Origin of the sequence: Nocardia sp. NPDC051750 (genome assembly GCF_044453135.1) — a bacterium.
In the GTDB taxonomy this organism is placed as follows: Bacteria; Actinomycetota; Actinomycetes; order Mycobacteriales; family Mycobacteriaceae; genus Nocardia.
The window spans coordinates 509022-533070 of sequence record NZ_JBITCK010000006.1 but is presented as its reverse complement, the minus strand read 5'-3'; the positions used below and the strand labels follow the sequence as shown (position 1 = coordinate 533070).

Here is a 24049-nt window from a genome sequence, read left to right as displayed (position 1 = left end):
TGTCGAGGTGAGTCGGTTGGTCGCTCTGCCGGAGGGCTTTCCGCTGGGGGTGTGCGAGCAGGTACTCGGCCCGTTTCCGCGAGGAAACCCGGACGCGTTGCGGGCTGGGGGCGATGCCTGGGAGCGGGCAGCACGAGGGTGTCTTTCGGAGGCCGAGGGGCTCGAGGGCGTGGCATCCTCCGTGCCGGGGTGTCTGACCGGTGACACAGCGGCCGAGGCGCAACGGGCTCTGGCCGGATCGGCGGTCCGGAAACGTGATCTGGCTGTGTATTGCGAGAGCAAGGCGGCGGAGTGCCGCGAGACGGCCAACGCCATCGAGCTGGGGCAGTTCACCTGGATTGTCATGGGTTCGGCGCTGGTGGTGGAGTTGCTGGCGTCGTTGGCGATGCCCGTGGGCGGGATGGCTGCGGCCGCCGGGGTGCGGGCGGCCGCACGAAAAGAATGGCAACTGGCGTGGTTGCAGTTGATCGAGTCGGTGATGGCGCTGTGTGCCCGGTTGTCGGCGTCGCGTACGGCATTGATCGGTCAAGGCATCGTGGTGGGTGGGGTATTCGGCGGTGGCGTCACCTGGGCCGGCCAGCTGTGGCAGCAGGATCGAGGGGAGCGGGACAGGATCGACTGGGAGACGGTGACGGTGTCCGGTGCCGGGGGCGCGGCCGGCGGTCTGGGCGCGGGAGTGCTGTACACGCGGCCGGTGACGGGGGCATTGGCGCGATTACAGGCGAACGGGACCCGGGGTGCCAATGCGGTAGCGATGCTGTTGGCCGGTGGTGCGGCCGGGGTAGCCGGTGGGTTGACCGGCACCTTGGGGGGCGCGGTGGCCGCGAGTGCGTACAGCGGGGACCCCGCGGTCCCCGACGGGTCGGAGTTCTACCTGGGCGCGGTCAGCGGCGCTTTGGAAGGACTGCTGTCCGGGGGTGTGCACACTATCGGCCATTCGGCTATCCCACCGCAGCCGCCGGCTGGGTTGCCCGGCCGCACTGCCCGGCCCCCGAAACCCGGTGACCTGAGCGAAATACTCACTCGTGATCTGGACCCGGGCGTATCGGGTCCGTCCGGCCGTGCCCACCTTCCCGGCACCGCCGCTACCGGTTCTCCACATTCCTCGTCCCATCCCGCCGACAGGTCGCCGGCCGGCCCGGCGAGTCCGGTACAGCCTGTTGCGGAATCGGTCGTCGGGACGGCAGAAACCACGACCGACCGTGATTCCGCAACGGCAGCAACCGATCAGCTCCCGCCCGATGACAGATCGGCAACAGTTCCGAGCCCCGGGCACACCGCCCCCGGTGTCACGGCAGAAGCCGGCACCACCGCCTATCCCGGCGTCGACTCACACCCCCGCCCCGCCGCGCACGGTGACCCTGCGGAGCGCTCCGCCCCCACCACTCCATCTCGTGCCGGCACCCGCTCGACGCCACCCGACGTCACCACCACACCGGACGATATCCCACGCCAAGCCGTCAGCGCCCCGACCACCACGCCGCCTCGCCTCGCCAGTCCCTGGTACTCGCCCGGTACGAGCCCATACCCGGCCGTCCTCACCGGAGCCGGGAATTCCGCCGACGGCGGTTCCGCCGAGGGCACCGATCCGGCCCGGGCCGAGCCGGTCGCCGGGCGCGAGCAATCGATGGTCGTACCCGATGGCTCCGATGCTCGGAGAGCGGGCGACGCTCCGGCCGGACCGGCGAGGGAACGTGATGACGGTGATCGGCTCTTCGGGCAGGAATCGCGTCGCGTGCCGGGGATCAGGGATATCGACGAGCCGTCCGTGGCCCGTCGGGAGGGCGAAACGAGCCCACCGATGCCCGGGGAAAGTCCGCCGGCCGATGAGCGAGGGTGGCGGCACCGGCGAATCCAGGACGAGTCCGAGCTGGCCCGAGTGCTCTTTCACCGACCGGAGACCAGACAGGTCGTCATCGCGGTGATCGACCGGTTGCGCGAAGTCCTTTCGGCCCTGCATCCGCAAGCGACTCGCCAACAGATCGACAATGCCTTCTACATGCCCGAGGAGACAATTTCGGGCGGAATGGTATTGCGGTCTGTGCCGTTGGACGAGTTGCGGCGAGACGGCAATGTGCGTGAGCTGATGGCCGCGGTGCAGAATGCGATGTGGCGCAGCCGGGAGCTGCCGAACCCTTCGGGCACGACGCTGGACGACGGTCTGTCGAGATTGCTCAACCAACCGGACTGGAACGAGCGAGCACAGCGGCTGGGGCTGAACACCGCCGCGCTGAACCGGCTGCGTGCAGCGATCACCGGCGGCGACCCGGACGTGCCGATCGTCGCAGCAGATCTCCGCCAGGGGCGCAATGCCATGAGCGATCCCGGGTTCATCGCAATACGCGAGGAGATCACCCACAGCGGCGCGGACAGAATGTTGCGTGAGATACCTGAGCAAGCACGTCTGAGCCTCACCGTTCAAGACTGGAGTCTGCTCGGTATGCCGTTGTCGGTCCGGGAATTGGAAGCGATTCCCGGCGGCTTGGTCGCGCTCCGGAAGACCCGGCTCGACCCACATCTGCCGCTACCGCGTGACGCTCGGGGACAAGTCGACGTGAGAACGCTGGAAACTCGGCTCGCCGCCGGGGACCGCGCATTTCGCAATGTCATTCCGCTCTACCGGTACGACGAGCACGGCCGCCGGCTGAGAGATGAATCAGGGCACGCCGTCGTGGACAGCATACTGGCATACCACGAGGAAGGTCCCGTGGACGCCGCCGCCGCGCTGCGACTCGACCCGCAGCGATTCGCTGTTCCGCTGCCGTGGCGGCCGGGTACGGCACGATTCGAATTCGACAGCGACAGTGCATGGTTCCGGAAGGCTGCGGTCGAGCGTGGAGTTCCCGTTGTCTCCGGGGTTTCGGGAACTGCGGCGAGAATCGCGTCGAAATTCCTCTGGATCATGCCTGCGGATGTTCCGAAGCTCGATTTCGCGGGAGCGATTCTCTCCATCCTGCTGCCGGCACATCACTCGCTCTACGAAACCGTAGGGGGACTGACTCTGGTCGGATTGATGGATGCAGCGATTTTCCGAGCACCGGACAGCACGGTCGCAGATCTGTATGAATCGGTCTCCGGCCTTTTCGGACTCCCGGGGCGCGACGGGTTGTCAAGGGACGGTCGCGAGAAAGGACAGATCACCGGCCCCATCGGCGTGTCCGACCCGACCGATACACCGGCGGCGAATACATCGGACATCGCGACGGAAGCACCTCCTGCGGAGGGCGCTCCGGGGCGAGGTCCACACTCGCGCAGCCGTGCCAACTATGCGACGACGGAGCCCGAGTTTCTGCCCCGCACCGGAGAATTCGAGCTGGATGATCGCCGAATCCGGTCGCTATTCGACGAGCAAGTAAAGCCGGCGCTCCTCACCGACCGGCCGGGGCGTCCCCTGAAACAGGTGGAAGAGCCTGTCCTCTACGTGGTCGGCGGACAGCCCGGTGCGGGGAAATCGACACTGGTGGACCAGATTTGCGATCGCTTGGCCGACCGGGGTGGTGCGGCATTGATTCAGGCCGACGAGCTCGAAAAATTCCATCCAGCATACTCCCGCCTTTATCGGGAGAACGATTTCACGGCCCACGACTACCTGGTTCCGGCGGCGCAGAAGTTACGCAACATGTTCGAGGAGTTCCTGATACCACTGTCGCACAATGTGCTTCTGGAAGGCGGTAATTCGGATCCCCGGGGTACGCTCGCCCGAATACAGCGAATAGCGGAAAGCCGCAGTCGGACGATTATGGAAGTTATCGCTCTGCCGAGGGAGCAGAGTGACCTGGCTCGGCTGGAACGCTTCGTGTACGGCCGGGAAGTCGATGGGTTCGGCCGCTATCTCACACGCCGGACGCACGACAGGCTGTATCTCGGCTCTTCGGAGCTGGTCGGGCTGGTCGAATCCGCAAAGCCTGTTCCAGTGGATTCGTTGCGAATACGCACCCGCACCGACCTCCTGTACGAGAACCATCGGGGCCCCGATGGGCAGTGGCACGATCCGCCGCGTGCCCGGGCGGTATTGGAGGACGAAAGAAATCGGGAGTGGACAAGAGAAGAGTGCAGGTCGTTCGAGGAACGAATCGCCGGATTGAGTGAGCTCGTGAACTCGAAGGTGGCTCAGGACCGTGCCCGCTGGGCCCCGTTGGTGAACGAGATCGATGGGTTGCGAGTCCGCGCGGAGCCCAAGTTGTCCCGGCCTGCGATGTAGGCCGACGACGGGCTGCCGAGTCCGACCGGGTGGAAGGCGACGCTCGTCCGCACCGCGCTTGCAACATAGCCATAATCGATGTTGCCGTGTTACCGTCGAGGTGCCTTGTATGAGGGGCGACCGCCCGGTTTGTGAGGAGACGTGATGGTGGCCAGTGGCGCCGCACCGATCGGGACCCACTCTGTGGGAAGGGACTTCGCCCGGCCCAGCGTTGCCCGTGTCTACGACTACAGCCTGGGCGGCAAGGACTGCTACGAGGTGGATCGCCGGGCGTTCGAGCGAATCAGGCGAATTGCGCCGCGGCAAGGCGATGTTCATGTCATGAATCGGCGATGGCTGGTCCGCGCTGTCCGGATGTTGGCGGAGCGCAACGGGATCGGCCAGTTTCTCGATCTCGGTGCCGGGCTGCCCACTCGCGACCCGCTCCACGTCGTCGCGCAGGAATGCGGGCGCCGGGAGGTGCGGGTCGTGTATGTCGACAACGACCCGTTGTGTACGGCCTATGGGCGGGCGATGTTGGAACGCAACGAGAACACCTGGTGCCTGCCGTCCGATCTCACCGATGTCGCGACGACGCTGGAGACGGCCGGGCGTTATCTCGATCTGCGGGAACCGGTCGGGGTCCTTTTCGGCGCGGTGCTGCACCACATCTCCGACGAGCAGTGCCCGGCCGCGATTGTCTCCCGCTATATCGACCTGTTGCCCGCCGGGTCGTATGTGGCGATCAGCCACTACTACGATCCCGGTCCCGCACGCCCTGAGCTGCACGCGCTGGCCCGCCGGCTCGAAGGTGCGCATCTGGAGGCGGGTTTGGGATCGGGACGGTTCCGGAGCGCGGAAGAGATTCGTGCTCTGTTCGGGTCGCTCGAACTCGTCGAGCCGGGATTGACCGAGCTCGACGACTGGTGGCCGCCGGGACCGCCGATCGGGACCCGGGCACCCGAAGCGCAGCTCATGCTCGGTGGGCTCGGCCGGAAATCGCGGCCGGGGATCGTGCGGGTGCTGCCGTCGCGGCGGTGAGCCCGGTGGTTGCTCGCTCGAACCGAGCAGGTCAGGGAAGACCGAAGGCCAGCAGGACATTGCCCGGCATACCGGTGGTGATCTGCCGGCCGTAACCGGAATTGGTGAACAGCATTCCGTTCGCGACGACGGCGCCGTGCCCGTTGATACCGCCGCCGGCGCCCGGCACCCCGTTCACGGTGTGGAAGTGCCGTGCCGTGTTGTATTCCCAGAGAATGGCACCGGTCTCGGCGGAGAAGACGCGCATCTTTCCGTCCAGACTGCCCTCGTAGACCAGGCCCGGTGTCGACGAGACAGCGTTCGGCATGGCGAGCTGGCACAGCGGAAGCATCGGTAGCGGCGGTGGATCGAACAGGCAACCGTGGGCGGGGTTCGGGGTGCTCCAGATGACCTCGCCGGTCGCCGGGTGCAACGCGAACAGTGTGCCCGGCGTTCCCTGATACGTGGCGACATATAGGCGGTGGCCGTCATAGCCGGCGCCCCATTGAATGCCTTGCAGCGATTCCGAGCCCGGGATAGGCAGCACCGGTACCGGCGTGTTCAATCTGGTCTGCCAGATGATCTCGCCGGTGACGGCGTCGAGTAGATGGTAGACACCGCTCTTCTGGCCCGCGCCGACGACCGACCGGTCACCTATCTCGAAAATGTTCGGCTGCGAACCGAAGTCGAAATCGTGGCCCGGTTCGGGGCAGTTGCCGCCCGGCGGCGGGTAGGTGCAGCGGCCGTTCCAGGGGGCTTCCCCGGGAGTCATCCGCCGGGCCCACCGGGCGGTTCCGCTGTCGATGTCCAGTGCGCCGATCGCTTCCGCACCCTCGGGATAGCCGGTGTAGGCGTTGCCGGCGGTGTAGTACAGCGTGCGCGACTCGGGATCGATCGTGGGTGAGGACCACACCGGCGCACCGCTGGGGGCAAACGGCGGTGATCCACTGGGCGTCGGCTCCGGTGCCGGGATCGTGTGGTGCCGCCATTGCACCTCGCCGGTCGCGGCGTTCAGCGCCACAACACTTCCCCGGAAGGTGCAACACGGGTACAGGTCGCTGGTGGCGGCACCCAGCTCTTGACTGGACACACCGACATAGACGTGACCCTCGAACACGAGGGGCGAACCGGTGATGATCGCGTAACGATGGTTGTCCAGTTGCCGAACCCAGCGCTGGGCACCGGTCTTCGCGTCGAGGGCCCACATTCTGGCCGAGTTGTCGCCGAAGTAGACCGTTCCGTCGACGACCGCGGGCCCGTTGCGCAGCCCGTACGTCGGGAGGTTTCCGCCGAGGGGCGTCTCGGCCCGGAACGACCACCGGGTCGCACCCGTGTACGCGTCCAGCGCATAAAACGTCCCGTTGCGACCACCGACATAGACGGTTCCGTCGACGACCGCCGGCTGGCTGGAAGCGGCGATCGAGTCGGGAAACGCGAACGCCCACTTCAACTGCAACGAGGGCACTGTGGCCGGCGTGAGGGCGGTCTCGTGGGGATTGTGCCGGGAACCGGCGAGGTCGAACTGCCACATCGGCCAGTCACCGTCGGCGCCGGCAGCGGGAGCGGCGTTCCCTACGCCGGACATCGGCAACAGCAAGAAAGCGACGGCCACGAGGATCACAGAGCGCAGGAACGATTTCTTCCGAAGTCCGAATGCCCGAGCCGCGAAGATCATCGCCAGAATCTTTCCGTTTATGGTGATGGAATCGTCCCACTCCTGACGCCGGGGATTCTCGGTCCGGAGGCGAATTGTCGAAAATGTTATCCGGCGGCGCCGCGCGGTAGGTCGGGGGGCGCCGAATCATGGGACCGCAGTCGGAGCTTCAACACCAGAGAGCTCGCAAGTAGTACCAGGGCGACGGCGCACCACGGCACGGCGAGCCCCCAGCCGGTGGCCGGCAACATGTCGATCAAGACTCCGGTGAGCACCGAGCCGACCAGGACGGCGAGTCCACCGATCGAGGCGAAAAGCCCATAGTAGGACCCGAGACGGCGTTCAGCGGCCATGCGTGGCACCAGGTCTCGGGCTAGGGGCATGGTAGTCATCTGTCCCAGTGTCAGGAGGAGAGTGAACACGGCGGGCGGGATGAGTGCGGCGACGCCGTGGAGTTGCCGCGGCGCCAGGAGCGCCATCACGACGAATGCGGCGGCCGTCACGATGAGACCCCCGGGCAGGGCCGCGGCGGTGCGCACCCGCCGCGTGATGGGTAGCTGGGCGATGACGACGAATATCGACGCCAGGGCGAAGTACCAGCCCAGCGGCGCCTGCGACCCCCAGGTGCGGTCGAGCTCCAGCGGTAACAGCAGGTACAGCTGGTTGTACGCCACCAACTGAGCGCTCATCGCCACCGCGAACAGCAGAAAGGTTCTGTTCCCGGCCACTTCCCGCCAGCCGTCGAGCCATCTTTCGGCAGCGTGGGCGCCGGGCTGCGTGGGGAGTCGCCGCAGATGGACGACCAGGATTACGGCGAAGACGCCGGCCGCAACCAGGCAGGCGGCGGAGAAACCGGCCACCAGCAGGAGCGATCCGAGCAGCGGGCCGATGAACGTGCCGATCTGACCGTACGCGGCGAAGAGCGCGAAAACGTCCTTTCTGGACTGGCCGCCGTCCTCGGCGTCTCCGGCGGCGGTGGCGAGGGCGGACTCGACTGCCGGGGAGAACAGCGCGCCGGCGAATCCGGTCAGGACGGTCGCCACCACGATTCCGGGCACCGACCCGGCGAAGGCCAACCCGGCGAATCCGAGGATCCGGCACACACAACCGGCGACGACCACGGGTTTCACACCCCACCGATCCGCGAGCGAGCCTCCGATGAAGAACAGGCCCTGCTGGGCGAACGTGCGGAGCCCGAGTACCACGCCGACGAACGCCGCCCGCAGGCCGAGATCCTCCGTCAGGTGCACCGACAGGTACGGCAACACCATGAAAAAGCCGATATTGAACGCGAGTTGCGTGAGGACGAGCAGCCGGACGGTCGGGGTCGCCGCCGTGAGGCCGGTCAGCAGCGACCATCGGCGGCCGAGCGCACGGGGAGTACGTGCCGCCGCGCCGGGCGGTGGCGAGGCCGGCCGGCCGTTACCGCGCGGCGACGGCAACAGGACCCGGTTCGAACAGGATCGACAGCCGTCCCTTCGACTGGTCGACAAGAACCTCGGCGCGGACGTTGTACACCTGGGCGATCAGTTCGGGGGTCAGGACCTCCGCGGGTTTCCCGCCGGCCACGACCCGGCCCTCTTTCAAAACGACGACGGTGTCGCAGAACATGGCCGCGAGGTTGAGGTCGTGCAGGGCTATCACACTGGTGACGGGCAGCCGGGTGACCAGCGCAAGCAACTCCAGTTGATGATGGATGTCCAAGTGATTGGTCGGCTCGTCCAGGAGGAGCTCGCGCGGCTCCTGAGCGAGGGCGCGGGCGATCTGGACACGCTGCTTCTCCCCACCGGAAAGCCGGTGCCAGAGCCGGCTCGCTTTCGCGGTGAGGCCGGTGTGCTCGAGCGCGGCCGCCACCGCGGCGTCGTCGGTGGTGGGGTTCCCGCCGAATGTTGTCCGGTGCGGGATGCGCCCGAGGCGTACGACGTCACCGACCGTGATGTCGAGGTCGGTGTCGGCGTGCTGGGCCACGACGGCCACCGCGCGCGCAATCTCTTTGCGCCGCATGGTGGACAGGTCGTCGCCGTCGAGGGTGACAACACCCGCGGTCGGGCGTACGACACCGTTGAGCAGATGCAGCAGCGAGGATTTCCCTGACCCGTTCGGACCGAGCAGGCCCACGGTCTCGCCCGGTGCCGGAGTCACCGTGACTCCGTCGACAACGAGCGCACCGCCGCGGTTCCAGCTGACGGTATCCGCGTGCAGGGTCACCGGACTCTCCTCCTCCGCGACAGAATGACGATGAACGCGGGCACGCCGACTAGTGCGGTGCCCACACCCACCGGCAGGGGAGTGGGCGCGAAGGCGACGCGGGACACGGCATCCACCCACACCATGAAGACTGCCCCGAGTAGTGCCGTCGCGGGAACCAGCCGGCTGTGCCGGGGCCCCAGCAGGAAACGCGCCGCGTGCGGGAGCACGAGCCCGACGAACCCGATCGCTCCGGCCACGCTGACCAGGGTCGCGGTCATGACCGCCGTGCACACCAAGAGCATGAGCCGGAACTTCGCGACGGAGATGCCGAGCGATGCCGCGACCTCGTCGCCGAATGAGAAGGCATCCAGGACATGCGCGTAGTACAGGCACACCGCCGTCCCGGCGAATACCACCACCGCGCACAGCCGGACGTCGTCCCAGCGGACGCCTTCGAGCGAGCCGAGGAGCCAGAACATCACACCGCGGGTCTCGTCGGAGTCCGCGAACGCGAAGATGACGAACGAGGTCAGCGCCGAGAACAGCTGCGTACTGGCGACACCGGCGAGAATGACTCGGTCGTTGCTGCCGCCGGAGAGGCGGGCGAGCAGCAGCACCAGCCCGAACGCGATCAGCGCTCCGATGAACGCACCGCCGGACAAACCGAGCGCGGCGCTGCCCACGCCGAGAACACCGACGATGACGGCACCTGTCGACGCGCCGGACGAGATGCCCAGGACGAACGGGTCCGCCAGCGGGTTGCGCAGTAGCGACTGCATGATCACGCCGCAGATTCCGAGCCCCGCACCGCACGCGGCAGCCACCAGCGCGCGCGGGAGCCGCTCCTCCCAGACGATCGCGTTCTTCGCCGCCCGCACCGGAATATCGGTGAGACCCAGGTGATTGAGCAGGACGTCACGGACGTTCACCAGTGAGATGTCCGCCGGGCCCAGGGTGACGGCGACGAGGACCGACAGAGTGAGCGCGACGACCCCGCCGACTGCGATCAGCGACCCGGCGACCCATTGTCGCCGCCGAGCCCGTTCGGGGACGACGGTGCCGGCGCGGTCGCGGGTGGCGGTCAGTTGGGCACCTGCCCGTCACGAAGCCCGGCGACGATCTTCTCGAGTCCGTCGACGGCCCGGATGGACGGGTTCATCTCGGCGCCGTGCAGGGCGATGTAGCGCTTGTTTCGCACGGCGTCGAGGTTGCGCGTGACGGGATCGGATTCGAGGAAGGCGATCTTGTCGGCCAGCAGGTCCCCGGGAAAGCGGTTGCGCAGCAGATCGCCGAGGACGAGGACATCCGGATTGCGTTCGACAACGGTTTCCCAGCCGACCGCGGGCCAGTCGTCGGTCAGCTCCGCGAAGGCGTTGGTGGCACCGACCGAGGTGGCGAGCAGGTTCGCCGAACCCAGCCCCCCGGCGACGTACGGGCTCTTGGTATCGGCGAACCAGAACGCCATCGATACCTTCGACTTCTCGAGGCCGGCCAGGGCCGCGGTCTCGCGGCTCTGCAGTTCGTCGATGAGTTGCGCGCCTCGGTCGTTCACATCGAAGACGGCGGCGAGCTCACGGATTTCCTGATACAGCGAATCCATCGTCAGTGGTGTGGTGCGCTTCCCGCCACCGTTGACGCTCACACCGTTATCGCAGTCGGTCGGCGACAGATACGTCCCGATCCCGGTCTCTTCGAAACGGTTCCGCTCGGCGACGCCGCCTTGTGCGAAATGCCGGCCGAACGATGCGGTGACGAAGTCGGGATCGGCTCCCAGGACGACCTCGTAGGTCGGTGCGTTTTCCGCGAGGCGCGGAACCGACGCGTTCGCTGCGGCCAGGTTCTCGCGAATGGGATCGGTCCACGAGGCGGTTCCCACCATGCGGTCGCCGAGACCGAGCGACAGCAGGATCTCGGTCGAACCCTGATCCAGTGATACGACCCGTTGCGGTGCCGCGTCGACGGTGATCGTCTCACCACAGTTATCGAGGACTACCGGGTAGGTGGTACTGCCTTCTCCGGCGGATACGGTGCCGACGTCGTCGACCTGCTCGGATTGCCCGCAGGCGACGAGTGTGCTCGCCAGCACGGCGGCGACGGCCACGAGACCGATCCGGCCCACGGAAATTTTCACGTTCGTCACGGCTTTCTGCTTCTCTGCGACAGGTGGTGCTCCGCGCGATCACTTGAGGCGGAAACCGCAACCTGAACCGAGCAAGCCAGCGAACGCTAGCATAAGTAAACCTACCCTAATTGCAGGGGTGTAGTCGCTGCTCGGAGTCGGTCGGTTGCGGACCGGCCACAGGCCTCGGGTCAGGCATCGGTGGCCGGTGTCGTATCGATGAGTATCGCCTCTGGTCCACCCGGGGCGGGGTGCGAGACAATGGGGAGTCGTCGATCAACGGATCGATCAGGCCGATAAGGCGCACGGCTATCGGCTCTCGGACAGCTGGTAGCACCCGGTCGGACCGCAGGACGGCCCCGCTGTCCTGCTTCGACCTCCCCGCAGGAAAGGACCGGCGGAGATGACCGAGTTGCAGCCGCTGGATACGGGCTTCATCGAACTGGAGGACGCCGATCCCCGGGTCAGCCTGGGTATCGCCGTCGTCGCGATCATGGCCGGCGAGCCGCCGCCGCGGCACCGGCTGGCCGAAACGCTGAATCGGCGGTTGTCCGCGGTGCCGCGGTTGCGACAGCGGGTGCGCCGGACACCCTTGGATCTGACCGCACCGGTGTGGGAGGACGACCCCCGGTTCGATATCGCGCACCACCTTCGGTGGACCGCGCTGCCCTCCCCGGCCGACGAGACGACACTGTGGGAGCTGGTGGCCGCGGAAATCGAAGAACGCCTGGATCGCGACCGTCCGCTCTGGTCCTGCACCGTGGCGGAGGGGCTGGCCGGCGACCGCTGGGCACTGCTGATGAAGGCCCATCACAGTCTGGTCGACGGGGTGTCCGGCGTCGGTGTGTTCGAGAAGCTCTGCGATCCGTGGCCGGCGGCCACGGCGGCCGATGCGCCCGCCGTCCGCCGTGAACGCCGACGGCCGGGGATTTCTCGAATGCTGACGTTGCCGATGGCGGTGCCGGGGTTGGTGCTCGGCACGGTTCGCAGCCTCGTTCCGGTCGGCGCTGCCGTGGTCGGACCGGCCCCGGAGTCGTCGCTGAACGGACCGCTCGGTCACCAGCGCCGATACGTTGCGGTGCGGTTACCGCTGCGGTCGGTGCGAGAGATCGGCAGCGCCTACGACGTCACCGTCAACGATGTGGTCCTGGCGGTACTCGCCGCCGGGTACCGCGAGCTGTTGCTACGCCGCGGCGAGGAACCCACCGCATCCGGATTACGGATCCTGGTGCCGGTATCCATGCGGGCCGAGCATGCGAAATACGTTATGGACAATCGCGTTTCGGCGGTATTGCCGTATCTTCCGGTCGACCGGGCCGACCCGGTGGAGCGCCTGCGCACCGTGCACAAGCGGATGCGGCACGAGAAGGCCGGCGGGGCGGCGGGCGCCGAGCACACGGTTCTGGGGCTGGCGCATCTGCTGCCGTTCGCCGCCGTGGCCTGGACTCTGCGCGCCGTGGCCCGGTTTCCGCAGCGTGGTGTCGCCGCGCTGGCAACCAATGTGCCGGGCCACCTCTTCCGGGGGGGCTCGTGCACCGTCGGGTCAGGCCACCAGTTCCTCGCCCGCGAGGGTTGTGCGGTGCATCAGGCGCCGTGAGGTCGGTTCGAACGGCATCGCGCGATGCAGCATTCCCGTGTTGTCCCAGATGACCAGATCGCCCCTTCTCCAGCGGTGATGCAAGACGAACTCCGGTCGCGTCGACCAGTCGAGCAAACTATCGAGCAGCGTGCGGCTTTCCTCGGGCGCCATCCCGATCACCTCGCCCGCGGTCGCTCCCACGAGCAATGACCGGCGTCCGTTTCGCCGGGTCCACACCAGTGGATGGGTTCTGGTGGGGACACGGTCCCATGCCTGCCGCTCCTGCTCGGTGGCGGACGGATTGGCGCGGGCTTGGGCGGCGGCAAAACTGTGGACCACCTGCAACCCGTCCAGCCGGGCCTTTTCCTCGTCCGGCAGTGCGTCGTACGCCAGGTAGGTATCGGCGAATTCGGTGTCGCCCCCGGCCTCGTCGACCTCACGTGCGGTGAGCAGGGTCGCTTGTTGCGGAGTGCGGCGGATGGCGCCGTCGATATGCCAGAGGAAATTGCCGCGCCGTATGGCCGCTGTGACAAAGGGCGGCCACCGGTGTCGTTCGACTTCGTCGACGCGGAGCCCGAAAGGATTCACAGGGCGGCTGAGGAATGCTGCGGCAAGTCCGTGCAACCGCTTGCCGGCCGTCTCGTGACCGTGTTTCTCTGGGCTCGTTTTCGCTGGCGTATGTCTCCCACCGGATAGGGGAGACCCCGGAAAGGATCTCGATGCTCAAACCTCGAGTCACCGCAACTCGCGAACTGGTGAACCTGGACGGTATGTGGCGCTTCGCCATCGATACCCGTCTCTCGCCCGAACCGTGGAAGCGGCCGTTCGACGCCGCGTACGAGGCTCCGGTGCCGGCCAGTTACAACGACCTCTTCCTCGATCCCGAGGTTCGTGACCATGTGGGCTGGGTGTGGTACCAGCGCGAGGCACGGGTCCCGCGCGGCTGGGCCGGGGAACGGATCAACCTGCGGTTCGACGCGGCAACTCACCACGGCAAGGTGTATGTCGGGGATGTCCTGGTGGTGGAGCATTCCGGCGGCTACACGCCGTTCGAGGCGGATATCACCGATCTCGTTACCGCTGGCCAGGAGTTCCGGCTCACCGTGGGCGTCAGCGGAGAACTGACCGAGACCACTATTCCGCCGGGCCATATCGAGATCACCGAGGATGGGCGGCGCCGGCAGAAGTATCACCACGATTTCTACAACTACGCGGGACTCGCGCGGTCGGTCTGGCTCTACAGCACGCCCGGATCCCATATCGACGATGTCACGGTGGTCACCGATGTCGATGGTGCCACCGGGCTCGTCGACTACTCGATTACTGCTGTGGGCGAGGGCGAGCTTCGCGTCAGCCTGCTCGACGAGAGCGGTCGGGAAGTAGCCATCTCTCAGGGGACGTCCGGCACTCTGCGTGTTACGGATGTGCGGCTCTGGCAGCCCGGCGCGGCCTACCTCTACACACTCGTTGCGGAATCGGTCGTCGATGGTGTGGTAGTGGACGAGTATCCCGTGCCGGTCGGCGTGCGGACGGTCGAGGTCCGGGGGACGCAGTTCTTGATCAACGGAGAACCGTTCTACTTCACCGGATTCGGCAAGCACGAAGATACGCCGGTGCGCGGCAAAGGCCATGATCCCGCATATCTCGTACACGATTTCGAACTCCTGAAATGGATCGGCGCCAACTCGTTCCGTACATCGCACTACCCGTACGCCGAAGAGGTCCTGGAGTTCGCGGACCGGCACGGCATCGTGGTCATCGATGAGACCGCGGCCGTGGGCCTCAACCTTTACGTCACCGGGGGACTTCTGGGCGGTGCGCCGAAACCCACCTTTTCCGAAGAGACTTACGGCCGGGCCACGAGGGCCACGCATGAGCAGCACCTCCGGGAACTGATTGCCCGGGACAAGAACCACCCCAGCGTCGTCATGTGGTCGATCGCGAACGAGCCGGCGACGAATGAACAAGGTTCGCGCGAGTACTTCGAACCGCTCGTCGCGCTCACTCGCCGCCTGGATCCGTCGCGGCCGGTGACGTATGCCAATTACATGTTCGCGACACCTGAGAACGAGCTGATCGCCGACCTGTTCGATGTTGTGATGATCAACCGTTACTACGGCTGGTACATCGACAACGGTGATCTGCGGAGCGCCGAGCTGAAACTCGAAGACGAGTTGCGCCGGTGGGTTGCCAGGTACGGAAAGCCGATCATCATGGGGGAGTACGGGGCCGACACCGCGGCCGGGTTGCATTCGCTGTTCGGCAACAGCTGGACGGAGGAGTACCAGGTCGCTCACCTCGAGATGCATCATCGAGTCTTCGACCGCTGCCCGGCATTCGTCGGGGAGCACGTATGGAATTTCGCCGACTTCGCGACCGGGCCGGGAATACACCGTGTAGACGGCAACAAGAAGGGCGTGTTCACGCGGGACCGCCGGCCCAAGGCGGCCGCCCATGCGCTGCGGGCTCGATGGTCAACACTGCGGAATCGGAAGCCGGATGCCGCCGGTGCGGACCCGAGCTGACGGCCCGCACACCTTTACGCAATGCAACCCGCGGCAACTGCTTGTGGGTTCGTGGGGCGAGAACGCGTAATTGACGCACGTCACAGCAGAAGGAAGTTCGACATATGTCCGGTCCAGTGCCACGACCAACGCTGTTCGCGCGAATCCTCGCCTTTGCCACCGTTCTGATCACGGGTGCGGCCCTCACCACCGGATGTGCCGGGCAGATGGGCTCGAGTTCGGTCCCGGAGGGGACGCTGGCGATCTCCGTTCTGGGCGCCCCCAATTCGTTCGATCCGGCCCACCTCTCCGAGAGCGAGCCGGCCCTTATCTGGAGCGCCGTCTACGACACCCTGCTGTTGACTGACAATTATGGAAAGTTGCAGCCCAACGCCGCTGCGAGCTGGGAATACACCGACGGGGCGCAGACCTTGACCCTGCGCCTGCGCCCCGGGATGAGATTCAGCAGCGGGGCTCCTGTCGAGGCGACCGCGGTGAAAGCGACGATGGACCGCACCAAGGCGACGCCCGGCCAGGTTCAGGGCCTGCTGAAGAACGTGGCCGCCGTCCATGCGCCCGACCCGCTGACCGTGGTGCTGGAACTCGCCCGGCCGGACGCGGGGTTGTTGCCCGCACTGGCCTCGAGCGCAGGGGTGATCGCCGATCCGGCGACGGTGAACACCGAGCGCACCCCGCTGAACCCGGTCGCGTCAGGGCCCTACACGCTGGACACCGAGCAGACGGTGCACGGTTCGAAGTACGTTCTCCAGCGTCGTGACGACTACTGGAACGCCGCCGCCCTGCCCTTTCCGACCGTCGAGGTCCGGGTGATCGCGGACCGCACCGCGGCGCTCAACGCCCTCCAGTCCGGGGAACTGAATGTCGGCAGTGTGGAGGGCGCCTATGTCGACAGATTGAAGGCCTCCGGCTTCGCGGAGTTCCGGATCGAGGCGAACTCGCTCGCTTATGTGGCACTGGTCGACCGGGCCGGCGAAATGTTGCCACCGCTCGGCGATCTGCGGGTGCGCCGAGCCATCAATCTCGCGTTCGATCGTTCGCGGATCATCGAGACGCTGTTGCGGGACCAAGGGACCGCGACGAGCCAGCCGTTCAACCCGGACGGTCCCGCCTACGACGCGGCTCTCGAGAAGACCTATTCGTTCGATGTCGACGAAGCGAAGCGGTTGTTGGCGGAGGCCGGATACCCGAACGGGTTCGCCGTCACCATGCCGGAGATCTACTACTCCAAAACATTCGTGCCGACGGTGACCCAGTCGCTGGCCGCGATCGGGATCGAGGTGACCTGGGAGCCGATTCCGCCGCAGCAGACCAACGCGGTGCTGTCCTCGAAACGGTATCCGATGTACGTCGCCGTCGAGGGGGTCAATGTCTTTCCGCAGGAGTTGGCGTGGCGGTATCTGGTGGACAGTCCGCGAAATCCGTTCGACAGCCGCAGTCCGGAACTCACCGCATTGATCGACAGGTACAACCGGGAGCTCGACGAGACCTCGAGCGCGGCAATTGCGCGGCAGATCAGTGCATTCATGGTGCAACAGGCGTGGGATGCTCCGCTGTTCGCGGTACCGCGCCACTGGGTGACCAAAGACGGCGTGGTTCTGCTCGGCGACGGGACACGGATCATCTCGACCGTCCGGCAGTTCGGGCTCGCGCAGTGAGCGGCCCTCGAATCGAGTACCGACCTCGTGTCCGGACGGTTGCCCACCTTCGGCCGGGAGCCGAGAGGGTTTCCGCCGCAGACAGTCTCGAACGGACGTCATGATGGTGATCGTCGTGATGGGGGTGTCCGGGTCGGGTAAAACGACGGTCGGGGTCCGGCTCGCGGAGCGGCTCGGTACCGGCTACGCGGACGCGGACGCCTTTCATCCGCCGGTGAACGTCGAGAAGATGGCCGCCGGTATCCCGCTGACCGATGAGGATCGCGCGCCCTGGCTGCGTTCGACCGCCTCCTGGATTGCGGACCGGGGCGAGCGCGGTGGGGTCGTCTCGTGCTCGGCGCTCAGACGCCGATATCGCGACGTACTGCGTACCGGCGGCGACGTGTGGTTCCTGCACCTGGCCGGATCGATGGCCCTGCTCACCGCCCGGATACAGGCGCGCACGGATCATTTCATGCCCGTCTCGCTGCTGGAATCCCAATTCGCGGACCTCGAGCCGCTGGAATCCGACGAATTCGGCCGCGTCGTCCAGGTGAGCAACTCCGTCGCCGGTGTCGTCACCGAAGCGGTCGCAGCCTATCGCGGGGCACGAGCCGATATCGAAGCGCGGCGGGCCGGCCGATGACCCTGGCATGGATCGATGCCTCGGCCGGAATCGCCGGCGATATGTTGCTCGCCGGCTGTGTCGATGCCGGTGCTCCACTGGAGGTGGTGCAGCGGGCGATCGATGCCGTTGTCCCCGGCTCGGTCGAATTGCGGCGGACCGAGGTGATGCGTGCGGGGATGCGCGCCTGCAAAATCGACCCGGTGGTCCTGGTCGATGATCCGCCACACCGGCATTGGTCCCGGATCCGGGAGATGCTGGAACGTGCGGATTTACCGCAGGCGGTCCGAGCCGGCTCGCTCCGAGTTTTCCGACGGCTCGCCGAGGCCGAAGCGGGAATCCACGGCACCACGGTGGATGACGTGCATTTCCACGAGGTCGGTGCGCTCGACGCGATCGCCGATATTGTCGGAACCTGCGCCGCCCTGTATCACCTCGGTATCGACCGGGTCGTCGTGAGCCCGATCGCGGTCGGCTCCGGAACGGTCGGCGCCGCGCACGGGCAGATACCGGTGCCCGTCCCCGCGGTCCTGACCATGACACGGGGATGGCGAATCCACGCGGGTGGAAGCGGAGAACTGGCGACGCCGACCGGGGTCGCGCTGGTCACCGCGCTTGCCGTCGAATGCGGTCCGATCCCCGATATGCGGCCGGATGCTGTGGGTATCGGTGCGGGTACCCGCGATTTTCCCGGCCGCGCCAATGTGGTCCGGATCGTCGTCGACTCCGGCGTCGCGGACTTCGGGGAAAGCCTGACCACACGGGTGCTGATCGAAGCGAATATCGATGATCTCGACCCCCGGGTATGGCCGGTGGTGGTGCAGCGGCTGCTGGACAGCGGAGCCGACGATGCCTGGCTTGTTCCTGTTCTGATGAAGAAGGGGAGGCCGGCTCACACCGTCACCGCGCTTGTTCCGGCCTGGGCTGTGACTGCCGCTTCGGAAGTGCTCTTCGCCGAGACCAGCACGATCGGCGTGCGGTACCGCGAGGTCCGGAAAACCGAGCTGGCCCGGACCTGGGTACCGGTACCGGTGGATGGCGGACAGGTACGGATAAAGGTCGCCGGCAGGCGCGGCTGTATCGACCAGGCGACGGTGGAGTTCGAGGACGCCTTCGCGGTAGCCCGGGAAACGGGCCGGCCGGTTCGCGCGGTCCTCGATGAAGCCGGTGCGGTAGCCGTTGCCGGCGGGCTGGTCACGGGAGCGCCCCTTCCCTTCGCGGGGAAGCCGATACGTCCGGCCGAATGAAGGGCAGTCCGGGCCCCCGGAAAGGGCGTGGAGACTCCTTCCCTGTCAGGTGAACGGTGCAGCTATCTGGGCAGCGAGATGTCCTGCACCGTAACCGTTGTCGATATTCACCACACCGACACCGGGCGAGCACGAGTTGAGCATCGACAGCAGCGGTGCGATACCCCCGAACGCCGCACCGTATCCGACCGAGGTCGGTAAGGCGATCACCGGCGCGGTGACCAGGCCGGCCACGACGCTGGGAAGCGCGCCGTCCATACCGGCCACCACCACGAGCGCTCGCGCGCGGCGCAGCACCTCGAGATGAGCGAGTACTCGGTGGAGTCCGGCTACTCCGACATCGGCGATCAGCTCGGATTCGCGGCCGAGGTAGGTCGCGGTGAGATGTGCTTCGAGGGCTACCGGCAGGTCGGAGGTGCCGGCGGTGAGGACCACGACGCGGCCCCCGCTCGCTTGTGGGGGCCCGGGTGGCCAGGCGACCAGACGAGCGTCGGTGTGGTGGACGGCGTCGGGAAGTACGCTCCGGATCGCCTCGGCTTGCTCGGGCTCGGCCCGGGTGAACAATGTCGCCGTATGCGGGTGTTCACGGACCTCGGCGGCGATGGCGGTGAGCTGCGCAACCGTCTTGCCGCGACAGTAGATGGCCTCCGGGTATCCGCGACGGTCGGCGCGGTCGTGGTCGAGCCGGGCGAAGATCGGTGGTGCCGGCCAGGACGCAGTCACCGGATTTCCACCAGCGGCAGGGTGAACGCGCCGGACTGAATGCCCCCGAGGTCTACGGTGACGAAGCGGAATCCCGCCGCCTGTATCGCCGCACGGATCCGGGTGCGGGCAGGCTCGACGGCGGCTTTTTCGAACTCGTCGTCCGATAGTTCGATACGTGCGATATCGCCGTGATGTCGCACCCGGAGGTCACGGAAGCCCAAGCATCGCAGCGCTTCTTCCGCGCGTTCGACCTGTGCGAGTTTTTCCGGGGTGACTTCGGCGAAGTGCGGTATCCGCGACGCCAGGCACGGTGCGGCCGGTTTGTCCGCACACGGCAATTGGAGAGCGTGTGCCAGCTTGCGGACGGTGATCTTGTCCACGCCTGCCTCGGCCAGCGGACGCAGGACATTGAATTCGGTGGCCGCCCGTGCGCCGGGGCGATCAGGTCTGCGGAGATCGTCGGCGTTCTCGCCGTAGGCGACGGCTTCCAGGCACTCCTGGTCCAGGACGGTGGCCGTGATGCCCTGGAACAGTGCATGTTTACAGTGGTAACAGCGGTCCGGACCGTTGGCGCGGTAGGCGGGCGCATCCCCTTCATCTGTCGTCAATTCGACGATGCGGACGCCGAGAAAGGCTGCGAGTTCGTGTGCGCTGCGGCGTTCGGACTGTGCGAGGCTCGGGGATACGCCGAGAATCGCTACCACCTGGTCCGGGCCCAGTTCCCGTACGGCCAGCGCCAGCAGCACTCCGGAGTCGACGCCCCCCGAGATCGCCACCCCGAGCCGTCCGCAGTGCCGTAACCGGGCGGCGACCCTGCGTTCGGCCCTGACGAGTGCGCCGGAAAGCCGGATCGGTGCCGCGATGTGCCGCTGGCTCATATGCCGTTCTCCCTCACATCCGGTAACTCCGTGTGTTCGCCTATTCAGACCCGGGCCGCCCAGAGGCGGCAAGCGGTTGCCCTGACTTGTTTTCCCGTTGCGGAGTCCACGCAAAGTGGCCACCCGCGCAGTCCTGGCCCGCTAAATTCTTGTAGTGCTAAATTTTGGTGCCTCTGAGTATGCACGCGGCGCCGCGGCCACGAAACCGGTGCGACAGCGGACCTCCTCACCGACCATCTACGACATCGCGCAGGAGGCCGGTGTCGCACCGTCGACGGTGTCCCGCGCCTTCTCCCGGCCGGGCCGCGTGAGCGCGGCGACCTCGGCACATATCCACGAAGTCGCTGAGCGAATGGGCTACCGGACCGCCCCGCGGACGGTCGGACCGGCGAAGGGCCGGACCGGCACCCTCGCACTCGTCGTTCCCGACGTGACGAACCCGGGCTTCTTCGCCACTATTCGCGGTGTGGAAGCCGCGGCGGCGGAGGCGGGCTACCTGGTTCTGCTGGCCGAGACACAAGAATCCGCGATGCTGGAGCGCAAGTTGCTGGACCGCATCGTTCCGGATGTCGACGGGGTCGTACTGGTCAGTTCACGTCTCCCGGACCGCGCCGTGCGCACGGTTGCGAGCCAATGCCCGATCGTCGTACTGAATCGGATCGTTGCCGGGATGCGCTGTATCGTGCCCGACACCGCCGTCGGCGTCCGCGGCGCGCTCCGGCACCTGGCCGGACTCGGGCATCGGTCGGTGACCTACATCGCCGGACCGGAGGCGTCCTGGGTGGACGGTATGCGATGGCGTTCGGTGCAGGATCTCTCCGCCGAGTTCGGCTTGAAGGTGAGCCGACTCGGGCCGTGTCCACCGACGATGTCGGGCGGGCGGGATCTGACGACAGCGGTACTGCGCCAGTCGTCGAGCGCCGTACTCGCCTACAGCGACCTGATCGCCATCGGCCTGCTGCGTGGACTGCGCGGCCACGGGATGCGGGTACCGCACGATATGAGCGTGATCGGCTTCGACAATGTCGTCGGTTCGGACTTCTGTTCGCCGCCGCTGACCACCGTAGCCGCCCCGTTGCGCGCGATGGGCGCGGCGGCGTTTCGCGAACTGCATCACCTGGTCCGCAGTGAATCGGCCGATTCGCGAGCGGTGGTCTCGGTACCGCCGCAACTCGTCGTCCGGGAATCCACCGGACCGTGCGGGTGACCGCGGACCGGCCTGGAGACGGCCGGCGGCCGGCTGTGCCATCAGGCCCGGTCACCGCCCGGGTCTGTGCGGCGGGAGCACATGGCGACAAAGGTGTCGACCATCGCCGTCATATCGATCGACGAATCCATGAGCCACTGGAGCTGTAGACCGTCGATCACCGCGAGGAGAAGCCGGGCCATGTGCTCGACGGGAACGTCGTCGCGTACCCACCCGTCCCGGCTGCCGTCCTCTAGTGACCGGGTTACCGAGGCCCCGATGGTGCGATACCGATCGACGAAGTAGCTGTGCGCGTGATGCCCGGGATCGGTAGCTGCCGCCGAGAGCGCGACGAACAACTTGATGATGCCGGGCTCGTCGAGCTTGCGCCGTACGGAGTCGGTGGCGGCGGCGATCGGATCATCGGACCGGCGGGCGATCGCGATCCCGAGTTCGTCGCGCCGTTGCAGGATCGCGAGCAGCAGCTCCTCGCGCGACCCGAAATAGTGCAGCAGCGCCGGCTGGGTTACTCCCACCCTGTCGGCGATCTCCTGAAGCGAAGTACCACGGTCGCCGTACTCGGCGAAAACACTCAGTGCGGTCTCGAGAATCTGTTCCCGCCGTTCGAGCCCCTTACGGTAAGGGCCACGCCGTTGTCGAGTCGTCACCGGGCCGACGCTACCCCCGATCCCAACCTCGTTGTCGCGGTTGTCGTTCATTGTGCGCCCTTCACCCGGAGCTGGGAATCTCGGCAGATCCAGTCTGCATGGACGATCGGTACCGATCATTCAGCGGGGACTTCGATCGTCCGGGCAACGGATTGCCGCCAGTTGCCCGCACATGGCAATCGGTTGCCACCGAGGTCGCCGCGGGGCTAGCGTCACCCACATCATGGAGAAAGCCGGGCGCGCACCCACGATCTACGATGTCGCCGCCGCTGCGGGGGTTGCGCCGTCGACGGTGTCACGGGCGTTCGCACGGCCCGGCCGGGTGAGCGCAGCGACCGCCGCACGAATCCACCAGGTCGCCGCGGACCTCGGATATCGGGTGAACCCCCTGGCCCGTGCGCTGCAGAACGGGGCGTCGTCCACCGTCGCGCTGGTGGTCTCCGATGTCACCAATCCGGTGTTCTTCGCCATAATCCGCGGTGTCGAGGCAGCGGCCGGTGCGGCCGGCTACACGATGATGCTGGCGGACACCCAGGAGTCGGAATCCCTCGAACGGACCCTGCTCGACCGTCTCCTGCCCGCCGTCGGCGGGATCGTGCTGGCGAGCTCCCGCCTGTCCGACCGGGCGATTCGAGCAGTGGCCGCCCAACGGCCCACCGTAGTCCTCAACAGGGTCGTCGCCGGGACTCGATCGGTTGTGCCGGACACCGCCTCCGGTGTCGAAGCAGCCCTCCGGCAATTGTCCGAAATGGGACATCGATCGGTGACCTACGTGGCGGGGCCCGAGGCATCGTGGGTCAACGGTGCCCGCTGGCGCGCGATTCTCGACGTATCCGGTGAACTGGGGCTGCGAGTGGCCCGCACCGGACCGAATCTGCCGACGGTGTCGGGTGGGCTGGCGGCGGCCGAGGCGATGGCGCGCCGGGTGCCGTCGGCGGTGCTGGCCTACAACGACCTGCTGGCCATCGGATTGCTCCGGGGCTTCGGGCAGGCCGGCATCCGCGTACCCGACCGGACGAGCGTTATCGGGTTCGACAATGTCTTCGGCTCGGATTTCTGCTCCCCGCCGCTCACGACGGTGGCGACGCCGCTGCGGGCGATGGGTACCGCCGCGTTCCAGGAGCTGGAGCGGGCGATGAAGGCGGAACCGCTGCCCGCGTCTCCGGTGGTCTCGCTGACCTCTCAGCTGGTCGTGCGTGGGTCGGCCGGTCCACGCAGCCGGAAGAGGACTTCGCCGGCTTCGCGCACGACCAGCGTATCGGCGTCAGCTTCCCAGAGTCCGGGTTCCACCGTGGTGGGGTCGACGTAGTCGAGATTCGCTGCTCGCACACGGTGTTCCGGAATGCCGGTGGCCAGCGCAACGGTGACCCGGCACTGTTCGCCGGTGTGCTCGTCGTAGGTGCCTGCCCCGCGGAGGTGGGTGGAATGTGCGAGTACGCCCCAGTGCAGATGCCGGAAACGGTCCCATTGCTTCACGAAATAGTCGCGGGTGTGGTAGCCGATCTCCTCGATCTCCGGATGCATCTGTGAGATCACGGAGATGTGCGGGGCGTACAGGACAACGGACCCGCCGTCCGCCACAATCGGTTCCACCTTGTAGAAGCCCTTGGCGGCCGTCCACATATCGTCGTACTTCGCCGGGATCAGGGAGAGTACGCGACGTACCGGTGCGTCGAGGTAGCGTACGTGAGTGTCCGCCGATATCGCTGCCGCGGCGGCCCAGGCGGAGATCGGGTCGCCGAACGTCGCGCTGCGCAAGCGTCCGGTGCCGGATTGCACCACCAGGCACAGCGCATGGTGTTCGCCTGGTACCAGAGCAGCGGCCTCGTGAATGAGCGC

18 protein-coding genes are annotated in these 24049 nt (G+C 66.8%); 9 read left to right on the top strand and 9 right to left on the bottom strand.

The features are described from left to right. The first annotated feature begins 16 nt into the window (after positions 1–16). Both ACIA75_RS27250 and ACIA75_RS27245 read left to right on the top strand, forming a co-directional pair. A complete protein-coding gene (locus ACIA75_RS27250; RefSeq protein WP_397108835.1) occupies positions 17–4201 on the top strand; it encodes a zeta toxin family protein in 4185 nt (1394 codons plus the stop codon). Between the two features lie 144 nt (positions 4202–4345). Continuing rightward, entirely contained in the window at positions 4346–5221 is an 876-nt protein-coding gene (locus tag ACIA75_RS27245; RefSeq protein WP_397108833.1) for an SAM-dependent methyltransferase, read from the top strand. A gap of 31 nt (positions 5222–5252) precedes the next feature. Here the strand turns inward: ACIA75_RS27245 and ACIA75_RS27240 are convergent, their stop codons facing one another. The 5 genes from ACIA75_RS27240 to ACIA75_RS27220 form a co-directional block, all read right to left on the bottom strand. Continuing rightward, on the bottom strand, positions 5253–6875 hold the full coding sequence (locus ACIA75_RS27240; RefSeq protein ID WP_397108831.1) for a PQQ-binding-like beta-propeller repeat protein: 1623 nt from the start codon (positions 6873–6875) through the stop codon (positions 5253–5255). An 86-nt stretch (positions 6876–6961) separates the two neighbouring features. After that, entirely contained in the window at positions 6962–8296 is a 1335-nt protein-coding gene (locus ACIA75_RS27235; RefSeq protein WP_397108829.1) for an MFS transporter, read from the bottom strand. After that, positions 8277–9062, bottom strand: a complete 786-nt coding sequence (locus ACIA75_RS27230) for an ABC transporter ATP-binding protein (RefSeq protein WP_397108827.1) — start codon at positions 9060–9062, stop codon at positions 8277–8279. The genes ACIA75_RS27235 and ACIA75_RS27230 overlap by 20 nt, the downstream gene beginning before the upstream one ends. Further along, positions 9059–10054, bottom strand: a complete 996-nt coding sequence (locus ACIA75_RS27225; protein ID WP_397109120.1) for a FecCD family ABC transporter permease — start codon at positions 10052–10054, stop codon at positions 9059–9061. The genes ACIA75_RS27230 and ACIA75_RS27225 overlap by 4 nt, the downstream gene beginning before the upstream one ends. 71 nt (positions 10055–10125) lie before the next feature. Continuing rightward, positions 10126–11175 (bottom strand): ABC transporter substrate-binding protein, encoded by a 1050-nt coding sequence (locus ACIA75_RS27220; protein ID WP_397109118.1) that lies wholly within the window; start codon positions 11173–11175, stop codon positions 10126–10128. A gap of 391 nt (positions 11176–11566) precedes the next feature. On the opposite strand from ACIA75_RS27220, the gene ACIA75_RS27215 reads away from it, so the two are divergent. Next, on the top strand, positions 11567–12760 hold the full coding sequence (locus ACIA75_RS27215; protein WP_397108825.1) for a wax ester/triacylglycerol synthase family O-acyltransferase: 1194 nt from the start codon (positions 11567–11569) through the stop codon (positions 12758–12760). On the opposite strand, the gene ACIA75_RS27210 is transcribed toward ACIA75_RS27215, so the two are convergent. Then, positions 12707–13330: a TauD/TfdA dioxygenase family protein gene (locus ACIA75_RS27210; protein WP_397108823.1), complete on the bottom strand. Its 624-nt coding sequence runs from the start codon at positions 13328–13330 to the stop codon at positions 12707–12709. The genes ACIA75_RS27215 and ACIA75_RS27210 overlap by 54 nt on opposite strands. Before the next feature lie 131 nt (positions 13331–13461). On the opposite strand from ACIA75_RS27210, the gene uidA reads away from it, so the two are divergent. The 4 genes from uidA (at position 13462) to larC (ending at position 18773) form a co-directional block, all read left to right on the top strand. Then, positions 13462–15267, top strand: coding sequence for a beta-glucuronidase (gene uidA / locus ACIA75_RS27205; RefSeq protein ID WP_397108821.1), 1806 nt, complete (start codon positions 13462–13464; stop codon positions 15265–15267). Positions 15268–15371: 104 nt separating this feature from the next. Further along, positions 15372–16922 carry an ABC transporter substrate-binding protein gene (locus tag ACIA75_RS27200; protein WP_397108819.1) on the top strand — a complete coding sequence of 517 codons (1551 nt, stop codon included), beginning with the start codon at positions 15372–15374 and terminating at the stop codon, positions 16920–16922. A gap of 100 nt (positions 16923–17022) precedes the next feature. Continuing rightward, a complete protein-coding gene (locus ACIA75_RS27195; protein ID WP_397108817.1) occupies positions 17023–17547 on the top strand; it encodes a gluconokinase in 525 nt (174 codons plus the stop codon). Beyond that, a complete protein-coding gene (gene larC / locus ACIA75_RS27190; protein WP_397108815.1) occupies positions 17544–18773 on the top strand; it encodes a nickel pincer cofactor biosynthesis protein LarC in 1230 nt (409 codons plus the stop codon). Before ACIA75_RS27195 ends, larC begins: the two co-directional genes overlap by 4 nt. Positions 18774–18818: 45 nt before the next feature. On the opposite strand, the gene larB is transcribed toward larC, so the two are convergent. Both larB and larE read right to left on the bottom strand, forming a co-directional pair. Continuing rightward, entirely contained in the window at positions 18819–19496 is a 678-nt protein-coding gene (larB, locus tag ACIA75_RS27185; protein ID WP_397108813.1) for a nickel pincer cofactor biosynthesis protein LarB, read from the bottom strand. After that, positions 19493–20356: an ATP-dependent sacrificial sulfur transferase LarE gene (gene larE, locus ACIA75_RS27180; protein WP_397108810.1), complete on the bottom strand. Its 864-nt coding sequence runs from the start codon at positions 20354–20356 to the stop codon at positions 19493–19495. Before larE ends, larB begins: the two co-directional genes overlap by 4 nt. Before the next feature lie 208 nt (positions 20357–20564). On the opposite strand from larE, the gene ACIA75_RS27175 reads away from it, so the two are divergent. Beyond that, on the top strand, positions 20565–21563 hold the full coding sequence (locus ACIA75_RS27175; RefSeq protein ID WP_397108808.1) for a LacI family DNA-binding transcriptional regulator: 999 nt from the start codon (positions 20565–20567) through the stop codon (positions 21561–21563). A gap of 41 nt (positions 21564–21604) precedes the next feature. Here the strand turns inward: ACIA75_RS27175 and ACIA75_RS27170 are convergent, their stop codons facing one another. After that, entirely contained in the window at positions 21605–22210 is a 606-nt protein-coding gene (locus tag ACIA75_RS27170; RefSeq protein ID WP_397108806.1) for a TetR/AcrR family transcriptional regulator, read from the bottom strand. Positions 22211–22433: 223 nt separating this feature from the next. Here ACIA75_RS27170 and ACIA75_RS27165 point away from each other — a divergent pair, with 223 nt between their 5' ends. Beyond that, the gene (locus ACIA75_RS27165; RefSeq protein ID WP_397108804.1) at positions 22434–23519 is read left to right on the top strand and encodes a LacI family DNA-binding transcriptional regulator; all 1086 of its coding nucleotides are present in this window, start codon (positions 22434–22436) and stop codon (positions 23517–23519) included. The last annotated feature ends 530 nt before the right edge of the window (positions 23520–24049 follow it).

Bases quoted from the DNA above. Each gene is read 5' to 3' on its own strand.
- ACIA75_RS27245 (WP_397108833.1), top strand. From the start codon at position 4,346: ATGGTGGCCAGTGGCGCCGCACCGATCGGGACCCACTCTGTGGGAAGG.
- ACIA75_RS27240 (WP_397108831.1), bottom strand. From the start codon at position 6,875: ATGATCTTCGCGGCTCGGGCATTCGGACTTCGGAAGAAATCGTTCCTG.
- ACIA75_RS27215 (WP_397108825.1), top strand. From the start codon at position 11,567: ATGACCGAGTTGCAGCCGCTGGATACGGGCTTCATCGAACTGGAGGAC.
- uidA (WP_397108821.1), top strand. From the start codon at position 13,462: ATGCTCAAACCTCGAGTCACCGCAACTCGCGAACTGGTGAACCTGGAC.
- ACIA75_RS27200 (WP_397108819.1), top strand. From the start codon at position 15,372: ATGTCCGGTCCAGTGCCACGACCAACGCTGTTCGCGCGAATCCTCGCC.
- ACIA75_RS27195 (WP_397108817.1), top strand. From the start codon at position 17,023: ATGATGGTGATCGTCGTGATGGGGGTGTCCGGGTCGGGTAAAACGACG.
- larC (WP_397108815.1), top strand. From the start codon at position 17,544: ATGACCCTGGCATGGATCGATGCCTCGGCCGGAATCGCCGGCGATATG.
- larE (WP_397108810.1), bottom strand. From the start codon at position 20,356: ATGAGCCAGCGGCACATCGCGGCACCGATCCGGCTTTCCGGCGCACTC.
- ACIA75_RS27165 (WP_397108804.1), top strand. From the start codon at position 22,434: ATGGAGAAAGCCGGGCGCGCACCCACGATCTACGATGTCGCCGCCGCT.